Source organism: Janthinobacterium sp. PLB04 (assembly GCF_021165895.1).
GTDB classification, from domain to species: Bacteria; Pseudomonadota; Gammaproteobacteria; order Burkholderiales; family Burkholderiaceae_D; genus Janthinobacterium; species Janthinobacterium lividum.
Genome location: NZ_CP088968.1, coordinates 3,302,410 through 3,328,477 on the forward strand (window position 1 = coordinate 3,302,410; position 26,068 = coordinate 3,328,477).

The window sequence follows — 26,068 nt, forward strand, 5'->3', positions numbered from 1 at the left end:
GCCCAGGCAAGAGGTCAAGCAGGAAGCATTCCCGAACAAATTTTTCTGTAAAAACAAGGGCTTGGTCGAGGCGGGCCGGAACAGGTGTCAAATCTGCCGACACGGGACGTTATGGCTGAGCCTGTCAGCGCTGTCCTACCCGTCTTGTCGAAACTGTCTGATTGTATGCCTTGCGGAAACACGCGATGATCGTGTTCATGCTGCAACAGCCAACCATTCCGACGGAGTATGCGATGCAAAAGCCAGACCAGTCCATTCACGTGAACAAGCCGTTCTTGCTGATCTGCCTGTTTACTTTCTCGACCCTGGCGGCCACCTTGACCAATACGGGCGAGACGCCGGCCAGTGATGCCGCGCCGGCGCCCGTGGCACGCGAAGCGGGCCATGGCTCCTTGCCCGTCTGCAGCACGGATGCCCTCAAGCTGTCGGCCCATTGCCAGCCCCAGCCCGGGCGCCAGGCTTGACGGGAACGGACCCTTGCAGCCGCTGCTGCAGCAAGGCCAGCACGGCCGCTTCCTCCGGTGCCAGCGCCTGTAAGTCGTCCTGCATTTGTTGCCGCGCCCGCGCGCGCATGCCTTCCAATAAGCTGCCATCCAGATACGATTCCAGCACGGCCGGGTGCACATAGCACTTGCGGCAGATCGTCGGCGTGTTGCCCAGCTTTTTAGCCACGGACTCGATCGCCTGCACGATGTTTTTCTTGGCTTGCGCATCGGAGTCGACCTGTTCGAACGCTTGCAGGGCCAGCGCGGCGAGCAAGGTGCCGGACCAGGTGCGGAAATCCTTGGCCGTGTAATCTTCGCCCGTCACCTCGCGCAGGTAATCGTTGACGTCGCCCGAGCCGATGCCGTGGCGCTCGCCCTCCGCATCCACATATTGAAACAGTTCCTGACCCGGCAGTTCGCGCATGCGCTGCAGCACCCTGGCCAGGCGCCGGTCGCTCAGGCGGATATCGTGGCGCACGCCGCTCTTGCCCTTGAAATGGAAGGCCACGGCGCTGCCGTCGACCTGCACGTGGCGCGTGCGCAGCGTGGTCAGGCCGAACGATTTGTTTGTGCGCGCATATTCTTCGTTGCCGATGCGCATCATCGTCAATTCCAGCAGGTGCACGATGGTGGCCAGCACTTTTTCACGGGGTAAGCCCGGCAACTGCATGCCGCGCGCGACGGCGGCGCGGATGGCGGGCAGGGCGCGGCCAAAGCTGAGCATGCGCTCATATTTCACTTCGTCGCGCACCTGGCGCCAGCGCGCATGGTAGCGGTACTGTTTTCGTCCGCGCGCGTCGCGCCCCGTCGCCTGCAGGTGGCCGTTGGCGTGCGGGCAGATCCACACGCCCGTCCAGGCCGGTGGAATGGCCAGTGCCTTGATGCGCGTCAAGATGGCGGCATCGCGCAGGATCGACCCGTCCGCGTCGCGGTAGCGGAACCTGCCGGGCTTGCCCAGGCGGGCGATGCCGCCCTGGTGGTCGCCCGTGTAGCGCAGGCCGGCGGCGCGGGCCGTGGTGGTGGCAGATATTTCCATGACGATAGCTTACCTTGCAGGCCGCGCACCCGCCGCGCCGTTATGCTAAGGTGCGCATTCGTAACGCCGTGCGCGGCAGACAGGAGCAGCAGATGTTTGGCAGAAAAAAGAATCTGGAAGAAGACCACGCCCCCCAGGCCGACAAACAGTATGAAAAGAAATACACGGATGACAGCTTCTGGGACAAGGTCGTCAAGTTCGCCAAGACGGCGGGACGCGAAGTCATCGAGAAAGCCCTGTGGCTGTACTACGCGGCACAGCAGCCGAATACTCCGCTGTGGGCCAAGACGGCGATCTATGGCGCGCTCGGCTATTTCATTTCGCCCATCGATGCGATTCCCGACATCACGCCCGTGGTCGGCTATGCGGATGACCTGGCCGTGCTGGCGGCGGCTGTCGCCACGGTCGCCACCTACATCACGGCCGAGGTCAAGGAACGGGCCGCCGAGAAATTGCGCGGCTGGTTCGGCGTCTAACCGCCGGGAGCGGGCTGGCCCGGTTGGCCCTTGACGGCATTGCGGTAGCGGGCCCTGGCCTCGGCCCTCTTGACCGCTTCGCTGGCGATGTTCTGCGCCCTGATGCGGGCCTTTTCACTCTTGCTGCGCTGCTGCGCCACGTCCTTGTTGCCGATACGGTTGGTCATGCTGGTCTCCTCGTTGAGTGTCAAGTCTGACCAGCACAGCATACTTTCTTGCCCGCGCGCCACCGTGCGTCCGCTCACACAAGCGGCATGCCTACCTCGCTGGCGCGCCGCTGCCGCCATGCGCCAGCAGGCGCAGCACGACTTCCTTCTGGAATGAGCGAAACTCCTTGTCGGCGCTGACGTTGGCGAAGGCCAGCACGGCAGTCTTGCTGGCCCGGTCGACGCAGACGACGGACGCGGCGCCCGGGTCGCCGCCGCTGTGCGTGGCCAGCGGCTTGCCGTCGACGTCGCGCAGCTGCCACACCAAAGCCTGGCGCACGGACGCATCGGCAGGCACGACGGGGGCCGCTTGCGGGGCGAAAAACAATTGCAGAGTGGAATCTTGCAAGTAACGGTGGCCATCGACCCGGCCGCCATTGCTGAAGATGGCCAGGAAACGGGCAAAGTCATGCGCGGAGCTGCGCAGCAGGCCGGCCGGCCAGTCCGGATAGCCGACGGGCGGCAACACTTGCAGGCCCGGCTCCTTGTGCGCATACGGCTGGGCGATGACGGCGCGCCGCGGCAAGCCGGCCAGGTTCCAGGCCGTGCTGTCCATGCCCAGCGGTTCGAACAGGTGCTCGTGCGCAAAGGCATCCAGGCCATCGGGGTTCAAGCGGCCCACCAGATAGCCGAGCAGGGCGATGCCGACATTGCTGTAGCGCCATTCCGTGCCGGGCCGGGCGGCAAACGACACATCCGCGTCATACCAGGCGCCGCCGCGCGACAGATAGCCCTTGACGAAGTCGCGCAGGGGCAGTCGCGGGTCGCCCTGCACGGCAAACGCCGTCGTCTTTTCGTACACGGCGTCGGAAATGCCCGAGGTGTGGCTGAGCAAATGCCGGAAGGTGATGGGCACGTCGGGGAACTTGGGATGCATGAGCGGGAAGTCCAGGTGGGCCGCCACCTTGTCGTCCAGCTGGAAGGCGCCTTGTTCCAGCAGCATCATGATGGCCGTGGCCGTGACGAGCTTGCTGACGGAGGCGACATGGAACACCGTGTTGGCATCGGCTTTCTTGCCGGCCTGGATGTCGGCCCAGCCATAGCCGCGCGCGAATATGGTGCGCTCGCCGCGCACCACGGCCACGCTCATGCCCGGCGTTTCCGTGCGGGCCAGGCCATCGCGCATGAAGCCGTCAAATGCCGTTTCCCACGCCAGCCTGGCCGGATCGGTGGCGCAGCCCGTTTGCAGCAGGGCCAGTGAGACGCCCAGTCCCAGCACGCTTCTTCGTTTCATTGCTTCTCTCTTTTGCCATTTTGAATGATCTTAACAATATTTCTGCCAGTCATAGGGGCAATTGACAAAACATTGCTACACAGCAATGGTGATGAGGGGCTGGCGTCTATTTGCGCCAGTAGCGCTCCAGCAGGGGTTTGACCGTCAGGCCGTGCGCGACGATGGACAGGATGACGACGACCAGGGTGATGTCGGCCAGTTCGCGCGCCAGGCCACGCGGCAAGCCATGCGCGATGGCATAGCTGAGGTAGTACATCGAACCGATGCCGCGCACGCCGAACCACGCGGCCAGCCCGCGCAGCCGCATGCTGGTGCCCGAAGCCAGCAAGCCAAGCATCACGCTGGCCGGGCGTGCCACCAGCAGCAGGAACAGCGCTACGCTCCACGCTTGCCAGTTCCAGGCGGCGGCCGTGACGGCGCCGCCCAGCAACAGCACCAGGGTCAGTTCGGACAGGCGTTCCAGGTGTTCCTTGAAGACAAGGGATTCGCCGCTGACGGTCAGCGGCACGTCGCTGTCGTGCGGCCTGGTGGCGGACACGGCATGGGTTTCTTCCGCTTGCAGCAAGCCTTGCCGGTCTTTCGGCGCGCCGGCCAGCCGCAGTTCCGTCTGGCGCAAGGCCACGCCGGCAAAGAAGACGGCCAGGAAGCCCCACGCATGCAGCCAGGTCGTCAGACCGTAGACGAGGGCGATCAAGCCCAGGGCCGCCAGATCGTCCAGCATCGCGTGTTTCGGTTCCTTGGCGCGCACCTGCCAGCCCAGCCAGGCCAGCAGCGCGCCGCCGGCCGCGCCCAGGGCCATGGCGCCCGCGCTGGCCCACACCAAATCGCGCCACAGCCAGGTGGCGCCGTGCGGCCCCAGTTCATGCAGCCCCAGCAAGCCCAGACCCAGCATGACGAAAGGAAATCCGCTGCCATCGTTCATGCCCGCCTCGCTGGTCAGGATGAAGCGCAATTGCTCGCTGTCGCCCGCATGGCGCAGCTGTACGTCGGTGGCCAGCACGGGGTCGGTGGGTGCGAGGATGGCGCCCAGCAGCACGCCCGCGCCCCATGGCAGGCCCAGCACCCAGTAGGCGAACGCGGCCACCAGGGCGACGGAAATAGCCATCGACAGCCACGCCAGGCGCAGCGACGGCAGCCAGCGCGCCAGGCTGAATGGCACGGGCATCTTGACGCCGGCGGAAAACAAAGAGATGAGGACGGCGATTTCCGTCAGGGTTTCCAGCAGGGGTGCCTGCTGCACCAGGTCGAACGCAAACAGGCCGAGGAACATGGGGCCCAGCAGCAGGCCCACGCCCAGGTAAGCCATGGCCGAGGTCAAGGGCAGGCGCGCGATGCCGTCGGCGCCCAGGCCACGCGCCAGCATCAGGCAGCCGATCAGGATGAACCAGGCGGTGGTGCTCATGCGAACCATTGTAGCGGCGCGCGGACAAGGGCAGCGCGCCGCAGGTTTTTCAAGCCTTGTGCAGTGACACGCTGTCGTTCTGCGCCTGCATGGCGTGCAGCTCGATGGGGTCGTGCGTGGAGCGCAGGCGGGGCAGGCCGTGCGGGTAGTGGGCCGTAATAAATGCCAGCATCTGCTCGCGCACGATACAGCGCAGCTCGAAGGCCAGGCCTGAATCTGCCGCGCTGATCAGAAAGCGCACGCGCACGGCCCGCTCGTTCGAATCCGTCGCCTGCACCGTGCAGACCCGGCCATCCCATTGCGTGGCGGATGCGCAGATGCGCGTCAGTTCCGCGCGCAGGGGTTCGAGCGGGATGCTGAAATCGAGCCACAGGAACACCGTGCCCAGCAGGGTGGACGAGCTGTGTGTCCAGTTCTCGAACGGGTTTTCAATGAACCATTGCAGCGGCACGATCAGGCGGCGCTCGTCCCACACGCGCACGACGACATACGTGCCCTTGATTTCCTCGACCTTGCCCCATTCGCCGTTGACGATCAGCACGTCATCGATGCGGATGGGTTGCGAAAATGCAATTTGCAGCCCAGCAATGAAATTGCCGAGCACGGGACGGGCGGCGATACCGGCCACCAGGCCCGCCACGCCGGCCGAGGCCAGCAGGCTGGCGCCGATCTGCCGCGCGCCGGGCAGGGTCAGCAGCACGAAGGCCAGGCCCAGGATCACGACGATGGCGTGCGCGCTGCGCGTGAGCACGCGGGCCTGGGTGATCAGGCGGCGCGCGCGCAGGTTGTCAGCCACGTCGACGGGGTTGACTTCGGAAATCGTGATGGAAAGGGCCTGGATGCATTGCATGGCCAGCCAGGTCAGCGCGATGATCAGCGCCACGCTGGTGATATGCGACATGGCGACCAGCCCCGGCGTGTCGTCGGGCGCGCCGGCCAGCACCATGCGCAGGCCGAAGACGATCACGCACAGCTGGCTGGCGCGGAAGGCCACGCGCGTGGCATTGGTGGTGAATGGGCGGCCATTGGCCAGTCTTTTCAGCAGGCTGATGCCGGCCCGGTGCACGCCGATGGCGACCACGGTGACGAGCAGGGCGGAAACGAACACGGTCAGTGCCGAGCGCAGCGGGCCTCCCATCAGCGAGTGGAACGTGCTGAGATCCATAGGCGAAAACTCCTTGAAATTGGTGGGGGGGGATGTCGGAAGCGGGTATTTTACGGGCAGATGGCGTAACGGGGGCGTGCGTTGCCGTACGGATAAGACCTGCGTCAACGTGGATACTGAAAGAAATTGCTGCGCTGCGCCATGCCATGTTGACGTTTCAATACGGAAAGCAAACGGGCGTCGCCGCAGTGGAAACATAGTCATACTTGCCATGCTTTTTGTTTTTGCAAAGGAAAACGATGATAGTACGATCACTCCGAATGTCCTTGCGCTTCATCCTGCCACTGGCTCTGGTGCTGGGATTGTTTGCTTATATTGTGGTACCCCTGCTCGACAATATCACCCTGCGCTGGTATGTGCGCGACCTCGACAGCCGGGCAGAATTGCTCGCCGGAACCCTCCGGCCCTCGCTCACCGAATACCTGCCCGCGCAAGATGCCAGCCGCATCGGCGAACTGTTCCAGGGCGCCACGCGCGACGAACGCCTGATCGCCATCGGCTTTTGCGACAACGCGGGCCACCTGGTTTACCAGTCCGCGCAATATCCCGCTTCCATCGGCTGCTGGAGCACGCCTTCCACGGGCGGGCTGTACAAATCCCTGGCGCAATTGCCGCAAGGGCAAGTCCACATCAGCGAAACGCCCGTGATGCAGGATGCATCCCAGCTGGGACGCCTGGTGCTGGTGCAGGACATGAGTTTTGTCGAGCGCCGCAATACGGATACCAAGCGCTTCATCTTTGCCTTCCTGGCTGTGCTGGCCGTATTGATTTCCCTGATGACCGTGTTCGTGGCCCATTTGAGCTGGCGCGGCTGGCTGTCGGCCGTGAAGGATATTTTACGGGGCGAATTGCTGCCGAAAAGTAATGGCGCCGTGGCCGCCGCCACGGCGCCCGCCGCCGCGCCCGCGCCGCCGCCGGAAATGCAGCCGCTGATCGGCGACTTGCGCGAATTGCTGCAGGAATACCACCTGGAACGCCAGGGCGACAACGGCTGGTCGTCCGACTGGACGCCGGACAAGCTGCGCGCCTTGCTGGAAGCGGACTTGCAGGGCGACCAGGTGCTCGTCGTGTCGAACCGCGAACCGTATATCCACACGAAAACAGATGCCGGCGTCACCGTGCAGCGTCCTGCCAGCGGCCTGGTGACGGCCGTGGAAGCCGTGATGCGCGCCTGTTCCGGTACGTGGATCGCGCACGGCGCCGGTTCCGCCGACCGCGAGACGGTGGATAAGCTCGACCACGTGCCCGTGCCGCCCGACAATCCCAGCTATACCTTGCGCCGCGTGTGGCTGACGGAAGAGGAAGAGCAGGGCTACTATTATGGTTTCGCCAATGAAGGCATGTGGCCGCTGTGCCATATCGCCCACGTGCGCCCCGTGTTCCGCTCGTCCGACTGGGAGCAGTACGTGAAGGTCAACCGCCGCTTCGCCGACGCCGTGATCGCGGAGGCGAAGACGGACAATCCCGTCGTGCTGGTGCAGGATTACCACTTTGCCTTGCTGCCGCGCATGGTGCGCGAAGCCTTGCCGAAAGCGACGATCATCACTTTCTGGCATATCCCCTGGCCGAACTCGGAATCGTTCGGCATTTGCCCTTGGCGCGAAGAAATCCTCGACGGTTTGCTGGGCAGCACCATCCTCGGTTTCCATACGCCATTCCACCGCAAGAATTTTCTGGAAACGGTGGACCGCTACCTGGAAACCCGCATCGAACCGGAAGCGTCGACCATTTCCTATGGCGGCGAGATGACGCAGGTCGAGGATTACCCGATTTCCATCGCCTGGCCCGAGGACGACCCGGCGCAACCGGACGTGGCCACCTGCCGCGCGCAAATCCGCAGCGAGCTGGGCGTGGCATCCGACCACTTGCTGGGCATCGGCGTGGACCGCCTCGATTACACGAAGGGCATCGTCGAGCGCTTCCAGGCCGTCGAGCGCATGCTGGAACAGCAGCCTGGCATGGCGGGCAATTTCACTTTTGTGCAGATCGCCGCCCCCAGCCGCGCTTCGCTCGATGAATATCAAAGCTTCGACGCGCGCGTGCGCAAGATGGTCGAGCGCATCAACCGCCGTTTCGGCAGCGGAGATTACGTGCCCATCCTGCTGAAAGCCGAGCACCACGGCCAGGACGACTTGCAGCGCTACTTCCGCGCTTCCGAAGTGTGCATGGTGACGAGCTTGCATGACGGCATGAATCTGGTGGCCAAGGAATTCATCGCCGCGCGCGACGACGAGCTGGGCGTGCTGGTGCTGAGCCAGTTCACGGGCGCCGCGCGCGAGCTGCATGAAGCGCTGATCATCAACCCGTATCACATCGAGCAGGGGGCCGACGCCCTGTACCGCGCCCTCGTGATGCCGCCCGTGGAGCAGCGCGAGCGCATGAAGAGCATGCGGGCCCGTGTGAAACATTTCAATGTCTACCGCTGGGCCGGGCGCATGCTGCTGGACGCGGCCCGCTTGCGCCAGCGCGACAAGGTCATGACCAAGATCGACGCCCACAGCCGCATCAAGCGGCGCAAGGGGATCTGATGGACGATACCCCTGACGATAGCGCGGCCTTGCTGCAACTGCTGGGTACACCTGGCACAGCCGTCTTCCTCGACTTCGACGGCACCCTGGTCGACCTGGCGTCCACGCCCGATGGCGTGCGCCTGGAAGCGGGCGTGGTTGAAGCGCTGGCGCTGCTGGCCGAGCGCCACGGCGGCGCGCTGGCCCTCATTTCCGGGCGTCCCATAGTCCAGCTCGATGCCATGCTGGCGCCCTTGACCCTGCCGGTTGCCGGCGTGCATGGCGTGGAGCGGCGCGGCGCCGATGGCGTGCTGCATGTGGCGGCCACGCCCGATGTCTCGCCCGTGCTGGCGCGTGCGCAGGCGTTGGCGGCGAGGTACCCCGGTTTGCTGGTGGAGCAGAAGCGCGGTGCCGTGGCCCTGCATTACCGGCTGGCGCCCGAACTTGAGCAATTGTGCCTGCAGGAAATGACGGCGGCCGTGCAAGCGTGCCCGGGGGTATTGCTGTTGCATGGCAAAATGGTCCTGGAAGCCAAGCCGGCCGCCACCGACAAGGGCGGCGCCATCGCCGCCTTCATGGTGGAAGCGCCATTCGCCGGCCGCCGGCCCGTGTTTGCGGGCGACGACACCACCGACGAGGCAGGCTTTGCCTATGTTCAACTAGCAGGCGGGCAGGGCGTGAAAGTGGGCAAGGGCCCCAGCGCTGCCACCCTGCGCCTGGCCAGCCCGGGCGCCTTGCGCGCCGCGCTGCTGGCCGCGTCCGTATCGCCTTTCAAGGAGTAGCCGATGACCATATCCACTGAACAAGCTGATGACACCCCCGGCGGCGCGTCCGCGCAAGCATCCCTCAACTGCGGCGTGGTGGGCAATTGCGCCTTCAGCGCGCTGATCGACCAGGCGGGGCAGGTCGTCTGGTCCTGCCTGCCCCGTTTCGATGGCGATCCCGTCTTCAACGGCTTGCTGGACGCCACGGAAAACGGCAGCGTGTGGGCCATCGACATTGAAAACTTTGCTCGCAGCGAACAGTTTTATGAGCCGAACACGGCCGTGCTGCGCACGCGGCTGTACGACACGGATGGGCGCGGCGTGGAAATCACGGATTTCGCGCCCCGATTCCTCAGCCGCGACCGCATGTTCCGCCCGCTGATGCTGATCCGCCGGGTGCGGCCGCTCGATCATGCCGTGCGCATCCGGGTGCGCCTGCGCCCCCGCTACGACTGGGGCAAGCTGGCGCCGCAGATCACGCAGGGCAGCCACCACATCCGCTACGTGGGGCCGGAACAGACCTTGCGCCTGAACACGGATGTGTCGCTCAATTATGTACTGAGCGAAACGTATTTCGTGCTTGGGGGCACGGCCAACTTCCTGCTGGGCCCGGATGAAACCTTGGCCGGCGGCATAGACGAGACGGCGCGCATCTTTGAAAAGGAAACCATCAATTATTGGCGCACCTACACGCGGCGCCTGGCCGTGCCGCTGGAATGGCAGGACGTGGTCATCCGCGCCGCCATCACCCTGAAACTGTCTTTATATGAGGACACGGGTGCCATCATCGCCGCCATGACCACCAGCATTCCGGAAGCGCCCGGCAGCAGCCGCAACTGGGATTACCGCTACTGCTGGCTGCGCGACGCCTTCTTCGTCGTGCGGGCATTGAACAGCCTGTCGGAAGTGGGCACCATGGAGGAATACCTGCGCTGGCTGACGAATATCGTCGCCCGCTCGAAAGGCGGCCACATCCAGCCCCTGTACGGCATCGGCCTGGAAGAGCAGTTGCCCGAATCCATGCTCGACCACTTGCCCGGCTACCGCGGCAATGGCCCCGTGCGCGTCGGCAACCAGGCGCAGGAACACTTCCAGCACGACGTCTACGGCAACATCGTGCTCGGTGCAGCCCAGGCCTTCCTCGACCACCGCTTGTTCCACCGGGCGGGAAAAGCCGAGTTCGCCGCGCTGGAAGCCGTGGGCGATCAGGCATTCAAATTGCATGCGGAGCCGGACGCGGGCATGTGGGAACTGCGCACGCGGGCGAGGGTCCACACCTCGTCCATGCTGATGAGCTGGGCCGCCTGCGACCGCCTGGCCAAGGTCGCGCACAAGCTGGGCCTGGACGACCGGGCCGACCACTGGAACAGCCGCGCCGTGCTGATCCGTGAACGCCTGCTGCGCGAGGCGTGGAGCGAGGAGCGCCAGGCCTTCGCGGAAAGCCTGGGCGGACGCGACCTGGACGCCTCCGTGCTCTTGATGGCGGAAGTCAACTTCATCGACCCCATGGACCCCCGTTTCATCGCCACCGTCGATGCGCTGGAAGCGTCCTTGTGCGACGGCCCCTACATGCGCCGCTACGAAGCGCCCGACGACTTCGGCAAACCGGAAACGGCTTTCAACATCTGCACCTTCTGGCGCATCGACGCCCTGGCCCGCATCGGCAGGAAGGATGAGGCACGCCAAATCTTCGAAACAATGCTAATGGCGCGCAACCACCTGGGCTTGCTGTCGGAAGACACGCATCCCGTGACGGGCGAGATGTGGGGCAATTTCCCGCAGACGTATTCGATGGTGGGCCTCATCAACTGCGCGGTGAGGTTGTCGGCGCCTTGGGATAGTGCGATTTAAGTTCACCCCCAAGGCAAGTTCCGGGGTCGGACCCTCAGGGTCCGACCCCAGCTTTTTCACTGCTCGGGGTAATCACGCGCCAGCAGGCTCGCGTCGCCCATACAACCTGCACTCCGCCGCCAGCGCCAGCAGATTCGGGTCGCGCTCGCGGCTGCTCAGCATCAGCAGGGTGATTTGCTGGTGCGAGCCGTAGCGGGCGTCCAGCGGAATCAGTTCGATGCGGGAGCTGAAGGCGCGCACGCGGCCGGGCAGCAGGCTGTAGCCGATGCCGCCACTGACCAGGTTGATCAGCGAAAAGATGTCGCCCACGCGCATGGCCGTGTCGGGCACGAATCCCGCCAGCTCGAATGCATGGTTGAAGCTTTGCGAAGTGACGAAACCCTCGTTGAGCGTGACGAATTTGTCGTCGCGCAGCGCCTGCAAGTCCACCGAGGCGGCGCCCGCATAGGGCGAGGCCAGCGGCGCGGCCAGGAAGATGTCGTCCTGGAACAGGGGCACGGCCACCAGCCCGGCATGCTGTTCGTCTTCCTGCACGCCGACGATGATGGCGTCCAGCCTGCCATCGGCCAGGCTTTGCAGCAGTTCGCGGTTCGAACCCAGCGTCAGGTCGATGTCGAGACCGGGCCGGCGCAGCTTCAGGGCAATCACCAGTTGCGGGATGCAGTGCAGGGTCAATGAATACAGCGAGCCGATCTTCAGGCGCACGGGATTGATGCCCGACATCTCCCGCACCTTGCGCACGCCTTCCTCGCACTCGGCCAGCGCGCGCCGCGCCGATTCGGCAAAGGTGTAGGCCGCATGCAGGGGGATCAGGCTGCGCCCCTCGCGCTTGAACAGGGGACAGCGCAAGCCGTCTTCCAGCGAGTGCAGGGCGCGGTGCACGCTGACCGTGCTCTGGCCCAGCGCATCGGCCACCCGCGCCAGGTTGTTCAATTCCATGAAGCTGAGAAAAACTTCCAGCTTTTTCAGGGTAATTTCTTCGTTGATGGCCATAATCACCGTGATTATCGTGAGTTCATTAACTTCAGGGTAATGAACATGGTAGCAGGTTGATTGTCGCGGTTCCGTTTTCGCTCTATCGTCGGGGTTCGATAGCTCATTCCGGAGGCATGATGTCAACCGCCACAGCAGCGCCAGGGCAGCGGCAAAAACAATGGGACACGCGGCGCACCGAGAAGCGCCGCCGCCTGGAAGCCGTGCGCCAGTACGCGAGCGGCCCCGTGCTGCAACAGGGCGACATGGTCGCCGTGCTCGAAGCGCTGCTTGCGCCGGGCGACCGCGTCGTCCTCGAAGGCAATAACCAGAAGCAGGCCGATTTCCTCGCCCGCATGCTGACCCAGGTCAATCCCGACAAGATCCACCATCTGCACCTGATCATGCCCAGCGTCAGCTTGCCCGAGCACTTGGACTTGTTCGAACGGGGCATCGCCCGCAAGCTCGATTTTTCGTTTGCCGGCACGCAAAGCCTGCGCATCGCGCAATTCCTGCAGGATGGCTTGCTGGAAGTGGGCGCCATCCACACGTATATCGAGCTGTATGCGCGCCTGTTCGTCGACCTGACGCCCAACGTCGTCATGGTGGCCGGCTACATGGCCGACCGCCAGGGCAATCTGTACACGGGCCCCAGCACGGAGGACACGCCCACCCTGGTGGAATCGGCGGCCTTCCGCGATGGCATCGTCATCGCCCAGGTGAACCAGATCGTCGACGACGTCAGCGACTTGCCGCGGGTCGACGTGCCCGGCTCGTGGATCGATTTCGTCGTGCAGTCCGACAAACCGTTCTTCATCGAACCCTTGTTTACCCGCGACCCGCGCGTGATTAAGCCCGTGCACGTGCTGATGGCCATGATGGCGATCCGCGGCGTGTATGAAAAACACCAGGTGCAGTCGCTCAATCACGGCATCGGCTTCAATACGGCCGCCATCGAACTGATTTTGCCCACCTACGGCGAGCAGCTGGGTTTGAAGGGCAAGATTTGCCGCAACTGGGTGCTCAACCCGCATCCCACCCTGATTCCCGCCATCGAGACGGGCTGGGTCGAGAGCGTGCACTGCTTCGGCGCGGAGCTGGGCATGGAAGGCTATGCGGCCGCCCGGCCCGACGTGTTCTTCACGGGCCGCGACGGTTCCATGCGCTCGAACCGCGCCCTGTGCCAGCTGGCCGGCCAGTATGCGGTCGACCTGTTCATCGGCGCCACCCTGCAGATGGATGGCCTGGGCAATTCGTCCACCGTCACCAACGGCCGGCTGGCCGGTTTCGGCGGCGCGCCCAATATGGGCCACGATCCGCACGGCCGGCGCCACCCGACGCCCGCCTGGCTGGACCTGATCGAAACGGACGACCCGCTGGCGCGCGGCAAGAAGCTGGTGGTGCAGATGGTCGAAACCTTCCAGGACGGCGGCCAGCCGACCATCGTCGAATCGCTCGACGCGGTGGCCGTGGGCCAGGCCAGCGGCATGCCGCTGGCGCCCGTGATGATCTATGGCGACGACGTCACCCACGTGCTGACGGAAGAGGGCATCGCCTACCTGTACAAGGCCCGTTCGCTCGACGAGCGCAAGGCCATGCTGGCGGCCGTGGCCGGCGTGACGCCCATCGGCCTGCGCCACGACCCGAAGACGACGGCCAAACTGCGCGCCGACGGCCTGATCGCGCTGCCCGAGGATATCGGCGTGCAGCGCGGCGCAGCCAGCCGCTCGCTGCTGGCCGCAAAAAGCATCGCCGACCTGGTCGAATGGTCGGACGGCCTGTATCAACCACCCGCCAAATTCAGGAGCTGGTAATGAGCACAATGATGATGACAATGACGACGACAGTGCCGGTGCAGGTACGCCCTGCGGCGCTGGCGCGGCAGGTGCTGCAGGCGCTGCTCGATGAAGTGACCCTGACGCCGAAACCGGGCCTCGTCGATTTGCGCAGCCGTGGCGCCCATGCGGATTTGAACTGGGCCCTGATGTGCCATTCGGCCTGCGTGCTGGAGCCCGTGTTTCAAGCCATGGCCGACGCTGGCGCGCAGATTGAAGACGACGACCTGCTGCGCCAGCGCATCGGCGCCATCGGCCGCGATGGCGAGGCGCTGATGCTGGCAGCCACGGGCGGCGTGAACACGCACCGGGGCGCCATCTGGGCGCTGGGCCTGCTGGTGACGGCGGCGGCGCAGCAGGGGGCTAGGGGCGCATCGCTGGCGCCGCAGGCCGTGGCGGCGCGGGCCGGCGCGCTGGCCCGTTTGCATGACCGCGGCGCGCCTGGCGTTACCGGCAACAAGGGCGAGCTGGCGTGCCGCCAGTATCGGGTCGATGGCGCGCGGGGCCAGGCCCGCGCCGGTTTTCCCCTGGTGACGGGCGCCGGGTTGCCCGTTTTGCACGCCTCGCGGCTGCGCGGCGACAATGAAACGACAGCGCGGCTGAACGCCTTGCTGGCCATTCTCAGCGGCCTGGACGACACCTGCGTGCTGTCGCGCGGCGGCGAGCCGGCCTTGCTGGAATTGCAGATGGGAGCGGCGCGGGTACTGGCCGCCGGCGGCGCGGCCACTGCCGCCGGTACCGAGGCGCTGCTGGCGCTGGAAGCGGTGGCGCTGGAGCGCGGCGTGTCGCCGGGCGGCGCGGCGGACTTGCTGGCGGCCACCCTGTTCCTCGACCGATTGACGGAAGGAGAAGCGCATGGAAACGCGTGACTATACATTCCCGGCAGGACGGCCGGCGGCAGGGCGGGCCCTGGCCGGCGTCGTCGGTTCGGGTGACCTGGAAGTGCTGCTGCAGCCTGGCGACGATGGCGTGATCCGCATCGTCGTGAATACCTCCGTCGACGGCAAGGGTGCCGTGTGGGATGCGCTGTTGCTGCGCGTCTTCGGCGGCGAGCCGCTGCCGGCGGCGAGCATCGTCATCAACGATTGCGGCGCCACGCCGGGCGTGGTGCGCATGCGCATCGAGCAAGCCTATGAAGAATTGCAAGCGGGGAGGGCGGCATGAGTACATTGAAGCAATTGCTGGAGCGCGACAGCTTCATCGAACGGGGCGCGCGCAGCCGGGCCAGGGCCTTGCTGGACTCTGGCAGCATGCGCGAACTGCTCGACCCGTTCTGCGGCATGGCTTCGCCCTGGCTACCGAAGCAGGGCGTCACGGCGCAGGCGGATGACGGCGTGGTGGTGGCCAAGGGGCTGTTCGATGGCCAGCCGGCCGTGGTGCTGGCCATCGAGGGTGCCTACCAGGGCGGCAGCATGGGAGAAGTGGGCGGCGCGAAAATCGCCGGCGCGCTGGAACTGGCGGCGCGCGACAACCGCCAGGGCGTGCCGACACGCGCCGTGATCCTGTTCGAGACGGGCGGCGTGCGCCTGCAGGAAGCCAACCTGGGCCTCGCTGCCATTGCCGACATCCATGCCGCCATCGTCGACCTGCGCCGCTACCAGCCCGTCATCGGCATTACGGCCGGCACCGTGGGCTGCTACGGCGGCATGTCGATCGCGGCGGGCTTGTGCAGCTATCTGGTCGTCACGCGCGAGGCGCGCCTGGGGCTCAATGGGCCGGCCGTGATCGAGCAGGAGGCGGGCGTGGACGAATTCGACTCGCGCAACAAACCGTTCATCTGGAGCCTGACGGGTGGCGAGCAGCGCTTCCACAGCGGCCTGGCCGACGCCTATGTGGAAGACGACACGGCGCGGATGCGCGCCACCGTGGCCGCATTGTTCGCACGCGGCGTGCCGGCGCAGCACCGCAGCGACCAGGCCGACGTCTTCCTGGCCCGCCTGGCGCAAGTGGACGCGGGCCCGCAAGCCACGCCGGAAGCCGTGCGTAGCATCTACAGCAAAGGAGCAGCAGCATGAACGCCATCAGCGATACGAGCCGCGGCGCCGTCTGGCTGGCGGCACTCACGTACAACGCTGCGCCGCTGGACGGCTACCCGCCTTCCGTGCGCGTGGTCGACGCGCCGCTGGCGGGCGCGCCGGCGCGCTACCTCGCCGTGCTGCCCGACCCGGACAACCGTTTTGCGCGTGCCCGCACTGGGGAAATCGGCCTGGCCGAGGCGTGGCAGCTGGCGCGCGCCGTCCAGCAGGTGGTTGCCGAGGACCGCGCGCTGGCCGTGAAACGGCCCATCGTCGCCGTCATCGACGTGGCCAGCCAGGCCTATGGCCGGCGCGAGGAAGCGTACGGCATCCACCAGGCGCTGGCCGGCGCGGCGGGGGCTTACGCCGAGGCGCGCCTGGCCGGCCATCCCGTGATCGGCCTGATCGTCGGCAAGGCCATGTCGGGCGCCTTCCTCGCCCACGGCTACCAGGCCAATCGCCTGATCGCGCTCGACGATCCGCAAGTGATGGTGCACGCGATGGGCAAGGCGTCGGCGGCGCGCATCACCCTGCGCACCGTGGCAGCGCTCGAAGCGCTGGCCGCGACCATCGCGCCGATGGCCTACGACATTCGCAACTACGCCACGCTGGGACTGCTGTGGCAGACCTTGCAGGTGGCGCAGCCCGATGATCCGTCGGCGCAGGATACGGCCGCCGTCGACGCCTGCCTGCAGGCGGCTCTCGGCGATATCCGCGCCGACCCGCAGCGGGATCTTTCCAGCCGCCTGGGCGCGCCGCACCGCCAGGCATCGGCAAGAGTCAGGGAGGTATTGCAGCAGCAGTGGTAGGTGAAACAACAGAGAAGACACCAAGTCATTCCTATTCCTATAACGGAGACAATCATGATCATTTACGGAACCGCACTGCTGGCGTTATGCCATTTGCTCGGCATCTTCCTGGGCGACCTGCTCGGGCAGCTGATGGGCGTCAAGACCAACGTGGGCGGCGTGGGCATCGCCATGCTGCTGCTGATCTGCGCCCGCCTGTACATGCAGCGCCGATCCTGGCTGCCGCAGATGACGGAACGGGGCGTCGAATACTGGGGCGCCATGTATATTCCCGTGGTGGTGGCGATGGCGGCGCAGCAGGACGTGGTGGCGGCCCTGCGCGGCGGGCCGGTTGCCGTGCTGGCCGCCATCGGTTCCGTGCTCGTTTGCGGTGCCGTGATTTCGTTGATTAACCGTTCGGAAAGCCCTGCTGCCATCGCTGCCGCTGAAGCCGACTGCGTGCAAGCCGACTCGATGTTGATGAAGGAGCACCGTCATGCTTGAAATCTTTGAAAAAGCCGCCATCCACAATGGCCTGGTGACGGCCTTCGCCTTTGTCGGCCTGATCATGCTGCTGTCGATCGCCCTGTCGAAGTACCTGACCTTCGGCCGCGTGCACGGCTCGGCCATCGCCATCGTGATCGGCCTGGGCCTCGCCTACTGGGGCGGCGTGCATAGCGGCGGCCACAAGGGCCTGGCCGATTTGTCGCTGTTCGGCGGCATCGGCCTGATGGGCGGCGCCATGCTGCGCGACTTCGCCATCGTCGCCACGGCCTTCGAAGTGCAGGCGACGGAAGCGCGCAAGGCTGGCCTGATCGGCTTGGTGGCGCTGGTGCTGGGCGTGGTGCTGCCCTTCCTCGTTGGCGCCGGTGTCGCCTATGCGTTTGGCTATTCGGACGCCGTCAGCATGACCACCATCGGCGCCGGCGCCGTCACGTACATCGTCGGCCCCGTCACGGGCGCGGCCATCGGCGCCAGTTCGGACGTCATGGCCCTGAGCATTGCGGCGGGCCTGATCAAGGCCATCCTGGTGATGGTGGGCACGCCCGCCGCGGCGCGCTTTTTGCGCCTGAAAACGCCGCGCTCGGCGATGGTGTTTGGCGGCCTGGCCGGCACCGTCAGCGGCGTGTCGGCCGGCTTGGCCGCCACGGACCGCAAGCTGGTGCCGTATGGCGCGCTGGTGGCCACGTTTCATACGGGCCTGGGCTGCTTGCTGGGACCGTCCTTGCTGTTCTTTGCCGTCAAGGCGGTGGTGGCCTGATGAAAGCCTGGCGCGCGCATGATTTGCTGTGGCTGGACGGTCCGCCGGACGGCGCGTCCTTGCCCGCCTGGTGCGATGCAGTGTGGCTGCGGGCGGCGCCGCTGGTGGTGCGGCGCGCCAGCAGCGCGCCTGGGCGCATTCCCGTGGGCATGCGCGGTATGCTGCGCAGCGAGCGGCATGCGTGCGAAGTGGACGCGGCCGCCGTCGTGCGCAGCGTCACGCCGGAAATGCTGGCGCAGCTGGCGCACACCCCGTCGTCCGGTTTTGACTGTACTGCGCTCGATGTGCTGCGGGAAGTGGCGCCGCTGCTCGACGCCACGGGCTGGGCCTGGGGGCCGACGGGCGGCGTGGGATTCGCCCTGGCCAGCGGCTTGCCCGTGCTGCGCGCCGACAGCGACCTCGATCTCGTGCTGCGCATCGCCGCGCCGCCGGACGCCGCGCAGGCCGGCGCCCTGCGTACCATCGCGGCGACTGTCATGGCTTGCCGGCTGGATCTGCAGATCGACACGGGCAGTGGCGGCTTTGCGTATGCCGAGTGGGCGGCGGGGCGGGGCAAGGTCTTGCTGAAAACGGATCACGGTCCCGTGCTGACGGCCACGCCCTGGGAGCTGGCATGAGCGTGTTGTTTACCTTTCCCGGCCAGGGCGCCCAGTATCCGGGCATGCTGCATGCGCTGCCCGACGACTTGGCCGTGGCGGGGGCTTTGGCCGAAGCTGCGGGCGTGCTGGGCCACGATTCCCTGGCGCTGGACACGGCTGCCGCGCTGGCGTCGACGCGGGCCGTGCAACTGTGCTTGCTGATTGCGGGCGTGGCCATGGCGCGTTCCCTGGCGGCGCGCGGCGCGCTGCCCGACATGGTGGCCGGCTTTTCCATCGGCGAGTATGCAGCGGCCGTCGTCGCCGGCGCGCTCGATTATGCGGATGCCGTGCGCCTGGTGGCGTGGCGCGGAGAGCTGATGGAGCAGGCATATCCCAACGGCTACGGCATGGCTGCCATCATCGGGCTTGATCTGGCGCAACTCGAACCCGTGCTTGCCGAGGTGCACGGCGCAGCTACGCCCGTGTATGTCGCCAACTTGAATGCGCCGCGCCAGATCGCCATTGCCGGCAGCGAAGCCGCCTTGCAAGCCGTGATGGCGCTGGCCCTGGCGCACGGCGCCAGCAAGGCCAAGCGCCTGGCTGTCGGCGTGCCGTCGCATTGCCCGTTGATGGAGGCCGCCGCGGGCGGCATGGCCGCCGCCTTCGAGGGCGTGGACCTGCGCCGGCCATCGCTCGTCTATCTGAGCAGCAGCGCGGCGCGCGCGCTGTTCGACCCGGCCCGCATCCGCGACAGCCTGGCGGCCAACATGGCCCAGCGCGTACAGTGGAGCAGTACCGTGCGGCTGGCATGGGAGCGGGGCGCCCGGCTGGCGCTGGAAATGCCGCCCGGCAGCGTCCTGACGCGGCTGACGGCGCCCGACTTCACGGACGGCGTGGCCATCTGCTGCGAAGGCAACCGGGGCGACAGCTTGCTGGCGCTGGTACAGCGGGAGCGCAACGGCGCCGTGCCTTAAAGCCTGGCGCTCAAGCCAATCTGGAATCCACGGCCCGGCAAGGGCGCGATGTATTTCAGTGGAGAATTGTGCGGCCGGGCATCGTCATCGAGCAGGTTGGTTCCGCTGATGAACACGTCGATGCCTGCAAACGGCGAGTTCGGCACCAGCAGCGCGCGGCTCACCTGGAAGTTCACCATAGTGTAGCCGTCGAGCGGCACTTCCTCGCTGACGCTCTTGCCCAGGTACTTTTGCTTGTCATACCGGGTGCCGGACAGCCTGGCCTTCCACCCCATGTTTTCCCACAGCAGATTCGCGCCATAGCGGTTGGTGGGCATGTTGGGCAGACACGCGCCATCGTTGTGCGCGCGCAGCTTGTCGGGGTTGTCCGCCTTGTTCTTGACCAGGTCGGCAAATGCGGACAGGTTCAGTTTTCCGTAGCTGCCAAGCTGTATGACCTGGGAAGCGTCGATCTCGAATCCTTTGACCGTCGTATCGGTCTGCTTCCAATATTTCAAGGGCAGGCGATTGGCCATCTGGGCGCCCGAGTGGCCAAGGTAGAGATAGTTCTCGTATTTCATGACATAGCCCGTCGCCGACATGGCAAAGCCGCGATTGCCCAACAGGGCGGTGAGTTCGGTACTTCGAGCGCGCTCCGCCTTCAAGTCCTGGTTGCCTTCTTCCTGGGTCATGATGGAATAGTGGCGGTTGCTCGCATACAACTCATTGACGTCGGGTGCTCTTTCCGAAGAGGCATAGCGCAGCTTCGCACCGAACAGCTGGCCAAGCTTGGCCGAGGCCCCCAGGCTATAGCTGTTCAGGCTGAACGACCTGTCCTCGAGTTTGGTATTTTTTGCATTCCTCGATGTCTTGAATCCGCTCTTGCGGATCTCGTGGTCCACTTTTTCATGGCGCAAGCCCGCGTCGAAGGTGGCCCAGTCGACATCGATGCTTTCCTTGACGAACAGCGCGCGGCTGGCCGTGCGCGCATCGGGCAGGTAAAGCTGCGGGCCGCTGCCGGCGATATCCCTGGCTTTATGGCTGAGGCCAAGCATGCCGCTCAAGGGGCCTGCGCGCCGGTGCGCCAGCAGGAGCTCGGCCTGATTGGTGTCGAACTGGTAGTCATTCGCCTTGGCCGCACCGAGGCGTTCTCCCGAGGCATTGCTCAGGCGGGACACGCGTAGTTGCGCGCTTTCAATGTACGCGACGGGGTCGAGCAGATTGGCTTCCAGCGCATATTTATCTTGCTGTATCACCACGCCGACGGGCAGCCCTTCGTCATAGTTCGCGCCGAAAGACTTGTTTTCCATGGAAAAACCCGGCACGCCATACTCGCTATTCTTGGTATCGATGCTGACGGCCACGTAGCCACGGTTGAAAAAGTAGGTGCTGCCGACGGCAAAATGGGAATTGCTGGCATAGCTGTTGCCCAGGGTGCGATGGTAGTCCGGTGTCACGTCCTTGTTGATCTTGTTCTGGGTCGTCGACGGCGTACCGGGCACGTAAGCGGGGTTGGCCGGATTGACGTAGGTCTTGCGCTGCCAGACGGACGTCGGCTGATTGGTATAGAAGGAAAAGTCTCCATCCGCCCAGTCCGGATTTTCCGTCATGAATTGGTCGATAAACGGTTGCGAAGCCTTGTTGTAGATTTGCTGAATGCGTGCTTCCTTCTGGCAACTGTCGGCCAGGAAGGTATTCACGCCGCCCTTCAAGGGAAACAGCTGGCTGTTGCACACGCTGGCCTTGCTGTTGCCGGGAATATCGTAATGCCCGATCTTCTGGAAGGACAGTTGCAGATTCGTCGAGAAGCGCTTGCCATCGTTGAAGTTGACGCGCAAGCCTTGCGCGTCGGCATCGTTGAATCCCTTGTGCAGGATCAATTCCACGTCCTTTTCCTTGCTTTCCATCTTCCTGGAAACGATGCCGGAATCGACGTCGACGCTGCCGCCAATCGCATTGCCGCCGAAACGCACGGCGTCCGACGATTTGTTGACGGTCGCGCTGCGCGCAAACAGCGGATCGAACGGGATGTTGATGTCGCCGCTGAGCGCATTCATGCCGAGGATGGACTGGCCATCCTCGAGGATCTGCACGCGGCTGCCGCTCAGGCTGCGTATCACCGGCGCGCCCGCATTCGGCCCGAAGGCGCTGCTTTGCACGCCCGAGACATGTTCTAGCATGCCGCCCAGGGTCCGGTTCTGGGCTTGCGTATTTTCGACGAGGACGACGCTGTCGATGCTGGAAGGCCGGTCAGCCCGGACCTTGATGGTTTGCAGGGTGACGTCGTCCGCCGCGTAAGCGAGCGGGGCAGTGGACAGCATGGCAGCTGCGAATACGTGATGGCGCATAGGACTTTCTAAAAAGGCGGAAGGTAGTGCTGGGCGCAGGCCCGGCGTGAAGACGCAAATGCAATTGAGTTGCAATAATAGCTTGCGTCTGATGCTATTGCAAGTAAACTGCATTTAATGGCATTGGCGGACTGGCGCACGGAAGCTGCGCAGCGCAGGCAGCCGGCATGTGCCGGCTACTGAGTTGTAAAGTGGGGAGGGGTGCTGGCCTTGCGCGTTGCGCGTGATCAGGCCGCTGGCAAGGTATGCGGCGCAGACTGCATTGGTCCGCTTGCGCCGTGATGGAGTCGCTGCTTCAGGTGAAGTTCGCTGGCTTTTTCACCTGCAGCCGGCGCGCGCGCCGTTTGCGCTCCCAGATGACGATGCCCGTCACGGACAGCATGGCCACCATCACGCCCATGAAGGACATCATGATGCGCCCGGGCAAGCCGAGGATGCGGCCCGAATGCAGGGGGAACTGCAGTTGCACGAAGACGTCCGCGGCCGTGCCTTCCCACGGCTTGTGCTGGCCGATGATGCTGCCATCCATGCCGTCGACATACAGGTTCGACAGGCCCATGCCGGCCGCGCCGAATTCGTCGGCGGGGTCGAAGAAGGAGACGTTGTAGAACGAATAGTTGCCGCCATAATAAATGCCGCCGATGGGCGCCGTGATGCCGCGCTGCACGGCCTGCTTTTTGGCGATCTCCACCGCCTGCTCGAAGCCGATCACGGGCTTGATGTAGGTGCCGTAGGGCGCCGGCGTTTGCGTTTCGTACGGTCCCGGCGTGGTGGTGGAAACGAGCGACATGACGGGATAAAACACTTCGCGGTACAGGTTCAGCGAGAACGACGTAAACGCGACGACAATAATGATTATCCACACCCACAGGCCGCCCGCGCGGTGCAGATCGAAATTGAGCTTGTAGCCGCCGGCCGCCCAGCGCACCACCCACGCTGGTTTCCACCGTTGCCACCAGTTGGCGGCATCGCGGTGGCGCGGCGTTTCGTCTTGCGCGCGCGGGCGCAAACGGCGCGGCGTGGTCAGGTAAAGCGCCACCATGCTGTCGAGCAGCCAGATCAGGGCGACGCTCCCCATCAGCCAGTAGCCCCAGCGGTCCGTGCCCCAGAAGGCGGGCACGTGCAGGCTGTAGTGCAGATGGCGCAAGAACGGCATCAGGCTGCGGCGCGACAGGGAAATGGCCGTCGAATCGCGCGTGCCCGTGATCTGCGCCGTGACGGGGTCGATGTAGACGGTGTTGTAGTCGAGCACGAACGGTTTGTTCGTGGCCGGGTCGGTTAGCGGGCGCACCATGAAGGCGGCCGCATGGCCTTCTTCCAGGCCCAGGGTCATGTAATTGACTTCCACGCGCGGGTCGGCGGCAGCGACTTTTTGCGCCAGCGCAAATGGTTGCTGCAGGGGGCCGCGGCCCGGCGTGTCCATGATGTCGGCGTTGAACCATTCATCCAGTTCATGGTCCCACGACGTGACGGCGCCCGTGAGGCCGGCAACGATGAGGAAGAGGGCGATGGTAAGACCGGCCCAGCGGTGTATGACAGTCCAGAAAGCGCGCATGCGGTACAAACCTTCAACATGAAACCGGCTTGTTGCCGCCAGCGGGCGCCACCGGGGCGCACAGGGAAATGCCAGGCATAGGCCTGATATTTTGATAATGGGAATCGTTCTCATTATCCGCCTTGGCATGGCGTTTGTCTAGCGCCAATAGTGTTGACCAAGGTTAAATGGCGCATGCTAAGATGCTAGCAAGAAGTTAATTTACATTCCACATGGAAATATTCAAGGCTGAAGCGGCATGCGTATAGAAGACCGGAACAATGTCCGCATTAGCGAATGCAGTGGCGCGCCGCAGGCGGGCGCGGCAGCTACCATGGTGTTCATGCACGGCTTTGGCTGCGACCAAACCATGTGGCGCTACCTGGAGCCGCTGTTTCGTGCGCGCTACCGCACCGTGCTGTTCGACCTGGTCGGCAGCGGCGCGTCGGACCTGGCCGCCTATGATTTCGATAGCTATGCGCGGCTCGACGCGCATGGGGCCGATTTGCTCCAGGTCATCCATGCCGCCGGCGGCGGCCCCGTGATTTGCATCGGCCATTCCGTCAGCACCATGAGCGCCTTGCTGGCGACGATCGCCGAGCCGGATCTGTTCGCCGCACAAGTCATGCTGGCACCGTCGCCGTGCTATGTCGACGATGCGGCGGCCCGCTACCAGGGCGGCTTCAGCCGTGCCGATATCGACGACTTGCTCGATGCCATGGAGAGCAATTACCTGGGCTGGTCCGCCGGCATGGCGCCCGCCATCATGGGCGCGCCCGGCCAGCCGGCGCTGGGGCAAGACCTGGTGAACAGCTTTTGCCGCACGGATCCGGCCATCGCCCGGCATTTCGCGCAAACCACTTTTTTGTCCGACCACCGCGCTGTCTTGCCGCACAACAGCACGCCTGCCCTGATCGTGCAATGCAGCGACGATTTCATCGCGCCGCTGCCCGTGGGCGAGTACTTGCGTGAAATGCTGCCGCACAGCAGCCTGCAGGTGATCGAGAATGTGGGCCATTGCCCGCACATGAGCGTGCCCGATGCCAGCTACCGCGCCATCCGTCACTTTCTCGACGGCCTGCACCTGTAATGCGCGACGCGATGCCTTCCCTGCCTGACGCCGATACCCTGTTCCAGCACGCAGCCTGCGGCTTGTTGCTGTGTACGGCTGACGGCACCATCGTTCAGGCGAACGCCACCTTTTGCGGCTGGCTCGGCTATGGCGCCGGGGAATTGCTCGGCAAAAAGAAATTGCAGGATTTGCTGACCATTGGCGGGCGCGTATTCCACCAGACCCACTGGCTGCCCCTGATGCAGGTGCAGGGCAGCGTGTCGGAAATCCTGCTCGACATGCGCCAGCGCCAGGGGCAATCCATCCCCATGCTGTTCAACGCCGTGCGCCGCGTGCACGAGGGCGTGCGTTATGACGAGATCGCCGTCTTTATCGCCAGCGACCGGCGCAAATACGAACAGCAGCTGCAGCTGGCGCGCAAGGAGGCCGGCGAGCTCAACGAGCAGCTGGCGGCCGCCGACCGGCGCAAGGACGAGTTCCTGGCCACCCTGGCGCACGAGCTGCGCAACCCGCTGGCGCCCATGCGCAATGTGCTGGAAGTGCTGCGCCTGGCGCAGTTGGACGACCCGCAACTGTGCTGGGCGCGGGACGTGCTGGGCCGGCAAGTGGGGCACATGACGCACCTGGTCGACGATTTGATGGAAGTGTCGCGCATCACGCAGGGCCGTCTGGAACTGCGCCGCGCCAGCGTGGAACTGGCGCCCGTGGTGGAAGCGGCCCTGCACAGCGTGGCGGAGCTGGCCGCGCAATCCGGCCACAAGGTGCTCGTGGAGCAATGGCCGCAGCCTATCTGGCTCGACGCCGATGCCACGCGCCTGGGGCAGATGATCGCCAACCTGCTGACCAATGCCGTCAAGTACACGCCCGCCAATGGCGTCATCGGGCTGGAGGTGGCCTGCACGGCAAACGAAGTACACATTACCGTGCGCGATTCGGGCATCGGCATCGCGCCCGGGCACCTGGACAAGGTGTTCGAGCTGTTTTCGCAGCTGGAGCCGGCCCTGTCGCGGGCCCAGGGCGGCCTGGGCATCGGCCTGTCATTGGTGCGGGGCCTGGCCGAATTGCATGGCGGCAGCATCAGCGCGCATAGCGATGGCGTGGGGCAGGGCAGCACCTTTGTATTGCGCCTGCCGCTGCCGGCCGTGCCTTTGCTGGCGCCGCCCGAGCCCAACCGCCGCTTGCTGGCCGGCACGCGCGAAGGCAAGGTGCTGGTGATCGATGACAGCGCCGACGCGGCCGAAAGCCTGGCGCTTGCGCTCGACATCCTCGGCTATGACGTGCGCACGGCCTACGACGGCACGGCCGGCATGGCGGCGGCGCACAGCTTCATGCCGCAAGTGATATTGCTCGACATCGGCTTGCCGCACATGAATGGCTACGACGTGGCGCGGCTGCTGCGTAGTGAACCCTGCGGCAAGGATGCCATCCTCGTGGCCGTCACGGGCTGGGGCCAGGACAAGGACCGCCAGATGGCGTCCGATGCGGGCTTTGATTTGCACCTGACCAAGCCCGTGGATTTTTATGAGCTCGATGCGGTGTTACAGAAGATGTTGCAGGCGGGTGCAGAATAGTAAGAATGAATTGAA

The 26,068-nt window shown here is 65.1% G+C and carries 24 protein-coding genes; 16 read left to right on the forward strand and 8 right to left on the reverse strand.

The features are described 5' to 3' along the window. Positions 1 to 233: 233 nt before the first annotated feature. Complete coding sequence (locus LSO07_RS14575; RefSeq protein WP_151094970.1) at positions 234 to 464, forward strand: hypothetical protein; 231 nt, start codon at positions 234 to 236, stop codon at positions 462 to 464. Here the strand turns inward: LSO07_RS14575 and LSO07_RS14580 are convergent. Beyond that, positions 418 to 1,521: a DNA topoisomerase IB gene (locus tag LSO07_RS14580; protein WP_151094973.1), complete on the reverse strand. Its 1,104-nt coding sequence runs from the start codon at positions 1,519 to 1,521 to the stop codon at positions 418 to 420. The genes LSO07_RS14575 and LSO07_RS14580 overlap by 47 nt on opposite strands. Positions 1,522 to 1,613: 92 nt before the next feature. On the opposite strand from LSO07_RS14580, the gene LSO07_RS14585 reads away from it, so the two are divergent. Next, the gene (locus tag LSO07_RS14585; protein WP_052140069.1) at positions 1,614 to 1,997 is read left to right on the forward strand and encodes a YkvA family protein; all 384 of its coding nucleotides are present in this window, start codon (positions 1,614 to 1,616) and stop codon (positions 1,995 to 1,997) included. Here the strand turns inward: LSO07_RS14585 and LSO07_RS14590 are convergent. The 4 genes from LSO07_RS14590 to LSO07_RS14605 all read right to left on the reverse strand — a co-directional run bounded on the left by LSO07_RS14590 (position 1,994) and on the right by LSO07_RS14605 (position 6,004). Beyond that, positions 1,994 to 2,164, reverse strand: coding sequence for a hypothetical protein (locus LSO07_RS14590; RefSeq protein WP_191909675.1), 171 nt, complete (start codon positions 2,162 to 2,164; stop codon positions 1,994 to 1,996). The genes LSO07_RS14585 and LSO07_RS14590 overlap by 4 nt on opposite strands. Before the next feature lie 91 nt (positions 2,165 to 2,255). Next, on the reverse strand, positions 2,256 to 3,437 hold the full coding sequence (locus tag LSO07_RS14595; RefSeq protein ID WP_151094974.1) for a serine hydrolase domain-containing protein: 1,182 nt from the start codon (positions 3,435 to 3,437) through the stop codon (positions 2,256 to 2,258). Positions 3,438 to 3,543: 106 nt separating this feature from the next. Next, entirely contained in the window at positions 3,544 to 4,839 is a 1,296-nt protein-coding gene (locus LSO07_RS14600; RefSeq protein ID WP_151094976.1) for a cation:proton antiporter, read from the reverse strand. A gap of 49 nt (positions 4,840 to 4,888) precedes the next feature. Continuing rightward, positions 4,889 to 6,004: a mechanosensitive ion channel family protein gene (locus LSO07_RS14605; RefSeq protein ID WP_070256285.1), complete on the reverse strand. Its 1,116-nt coding sequence runs from the start codon at positions 6,002 to 6,004 to the stop codon at positions 4,889 to 4,891. A gap of 260 nt (positions 6,005 to 6,264) precedes the next feature. On the opposite strand from LSO07_RS14605, the gene LSO07_RS14610 reads away from it, so the two are divergent. The 3 genes from LSO07_RS14610 to LSO07_RS14620 are packed head-to-tail and all read left to right on the forward strand — an operon-like array spanning position 6,265 to position 11,126. Next, a complete protein-coding gene (locus LSO07_RS14610) occupies positions 6,265 to 8,532 on the forward strand; it encodes an alpha,alpha-trehalose-phosphate synthase (UDP-forming) (RefSeq protein ID WP_151094978.1) in 2,268 nt (755 codons plus the stop codon). After that, positions 8,532 to 9,293 (forward strand): trehalose-phosphatase, encoded by a 762-nt coding sequence (otsB, locus tag LSO07_RS14615; RefSeq protein WP_151094980.1) that lies wholly within the window; start codon positions 8,532 to 8,534, stop codon positions 9,291 to 9,293. Before LSO07_RS14610 ends, otsB begins: the two co-directional genes overlap by 1 nt. Positions 9,294 to 9,296: 3 nt before the next feature. Continuing rightward, the gene (locus tag LSO07_RS14620) at positions 9,297 to 11,126 is read left to right on the forward strand and encodes a glycoside hydrolase family 15 protein (RefSeq protein ID WP_151094982.1); all 1,830 of its coding nucleotides are present in this window, start codon (positions 9,297 to 9,299) and stop codon (positions 11,124 to 11,126) included. A 72-nt stretch (positions 11,127 to 11,198) separates the two neighbouring features. On the opposite strand, the gene LSO07_RS14625 is transcribed toward LSO07_RS14620, so the two are convergent. Continuing rightward, positions 11,199 to 12,119 carry a LysR family transcriptional regulator gene (locus LSO07_RS14625; protein WP_070256268.1) on the reverse strand — a complete coding sequence of 307 codons (921 nt, stop codon included), beginning with the start codon at positions 12,117 to 12,119 and terminating at the stop codon, positions 11,199 to 11,201. 119 nt (positions 12,120 to 12,238) lie between these two features. Between LSO07_RS14625 and mdcA the strand changes: the two genes are divergently transcribed. From mdcA to mdcH, 9 genes are read left to right on the forward strand one after another with little or no spacing between them, the layout of a single operon-like run. After that, a complete protein-coding gene (mdcA, locus tag LSO07_RS14630) occupies positions 12,239 to 13,912 on the forward strand; it encodes a malonate decarboxylase subunit alpha (RefSeq protein ID WP_092604754.1) in 1,674 nt (557 codons plus the stop codon). Continuing rightward, positions 13,912 to 14,802 (forward strand): triphosphoribosyl-dephospho-CoA synthase, encoded by an 891-nt coding sequence (locus LSO07_RS14635; protein WP_191909677.1) that lies wholly within the window; start codon positions 13,912 to 13,914, stop codon positions 14,800 to 14,802. Before mdcA ends, LSO07_RS14635 begins: the two co-directional genes overlap by 1 nt. Then, the gene (locus LSO07_RS14640; protein ID WP_151094986.1) at positions 14,789 to 15,097 is read left to right on the forward strand and encodes a malonate decarboxylase subunit delta; all 309 of its coding nucleotides are present in this window, start codon (positions 14,789 to 14,791) and stop codon (positions 15,095 to 15,097) included. Before LSO07_RS14635 ends, LSO07_RS14640 begins: the two co-directional genes overlap by 14 nt. Next, the gene (locus LSO07_RS14645) at positions 15,094 to 15,948 is read left to right on the forward strand and encodes a biotin-independent malonate decarboxylase subunit beta (protein WP_151094989.1); all 855 of its coding nucleotides are present in this window, start codon (positions 15,094 to 15,096) and stop codon (positions 15,946 to 15,948) included. Before LSO07_RS14640 ends, LSO07_RS14645 begins: the two co-directional genes overlap by 4 nt. Then, entirely contained in the window at positions 15,945 to 16,757 is an 813-nt protein-coding gene (gene mdcE / locus LSO07_RS14650) for a biotin-independent malonate decarboxylase subunit gamma (RefSeq protein ID WP_151094991.1), read from the forward strand. The genes LSO07_RS14645 and mdcE overlap by 4 nt, the downstream gene beginning before the upstream one ends. Positions 16,758 to 16,811: 54 nt before the next feature. Beyond that, a complete protein-coding gene (gene madL, locus LSO07_RS14655; RefSeq protein ID WP_151094993.1) occupies positions 16,812 to 17,240 on the forward strand; it encodes a malonate transporter subunit MadL in 429 nt (142 codons plus the stop codon). Next, a complete protein-coding gene (madM, locus tag LSO07_RS14660; protein WP_034781494.1) occupies positions 17,233 to 17,997 on the forward strand; it encodes a malonate transporter subunit MadM in 765 nt (254 codons plus the stop codon). The genes madL and madM overlap by 8 nt, the downstream gene beginning before the upstream one ends. Then, the gene (locus LSO07_RS14665; protein ID WP_151094995.1) at positions 17,997 to 18,614 is read left to right on the forward strand and encodes a malonate decarboxylase holo-ACP synthase; all 618 of its coding nucleotides are present in this window, start codon (positions 17,997 to 17,999) and stop codon (positions 18,612 to 18,614) included. The genes madM and LSO07_RS14665 overlap by 1 nt, the downstream gene beginning before the upstream one ends. Beyond that, positions 18,611 to 19,549 carry a malonate decarboxylase subunit epsilon gene (gene mdcH, locus LSO07_RS14670; protein ID WP_151094997.1) on the forward strand — a complete coding sequence of 313 codons (939 nt, stop codon included), beginning with the start codon at positions 18,611 to 18,613 and terminating at the stop codon, positions 19,547 to 19,549. Before LSO07_RS14665 ends, mdcH begins: the two co-directional genes overlap by 4 nt. Here mdcH and LSO07_RS14675 read toward each other — a convergent pair. Beyond that, positions 19,546 to 21,849 carry a TonB-dependent receptor gene (locus LSO07_RS14675; RefSeq protein ID WP_225317309.1) on the reverse strand — a complete coding sequence of 768 codons (2,304 nt, stop codon included), beginning with the start codon at positions 21,847 to 21,849 and terminating at the stop codon, positions 19,546 to 19,548. The genes mdcH and LSO07_RS14675 overlap by 4 nt on opposite strands. 322 nt (positions 21,850 to 22,171) lie before the next feature. Then, on the reverse strand, positions 22,172 to 23,431 hold the full coding sequence (locus tag LSO07_RS14680; protein ID WP_151095001.1) for a PepSY-associated TM helix domain-containing protein: 1,260 nt from the start codon (positions 23,429 to 23,431) through the stop codon (positions 22,172 to 22,174). Positions 23,432 to 23,669: 238 nt separating this feature from the next. Here LSO07_RS14680 and LSO07_RS14685 point away from each other — a divergent pair, with 238 nt between their 5' ends. After that, positions 23,670 to 24,500: an alpha/beta fold hydrolase gene (locus tag LSO07_RS14685; RefSeq protein WP_151095004.1), complete on the forward strand. Its 831-nt coding sequence runs from the start codon at positions 23,670 to 23,672 to the stop codon at positions 24,498 to 24,500. A gap of 11 nt (positions 24,501 to 24,511) precedes the next feature. Continuing rightward, positions 24,512 to 26,053: a hybrid sensor histidine kinase/response regulator gene (locus LSO07_RS14690; RefSeq protein ID WP_151095006.1), complete on the forward strand. Its 1,542-nt coding sequence runs from the start codon at positions 24,512 to 24,514 to the stop codon at positions 26,051 to 26,053. The last annotated feature ends 15 nt before the right edge of the window (positions 26,054 to 26,068 follow it).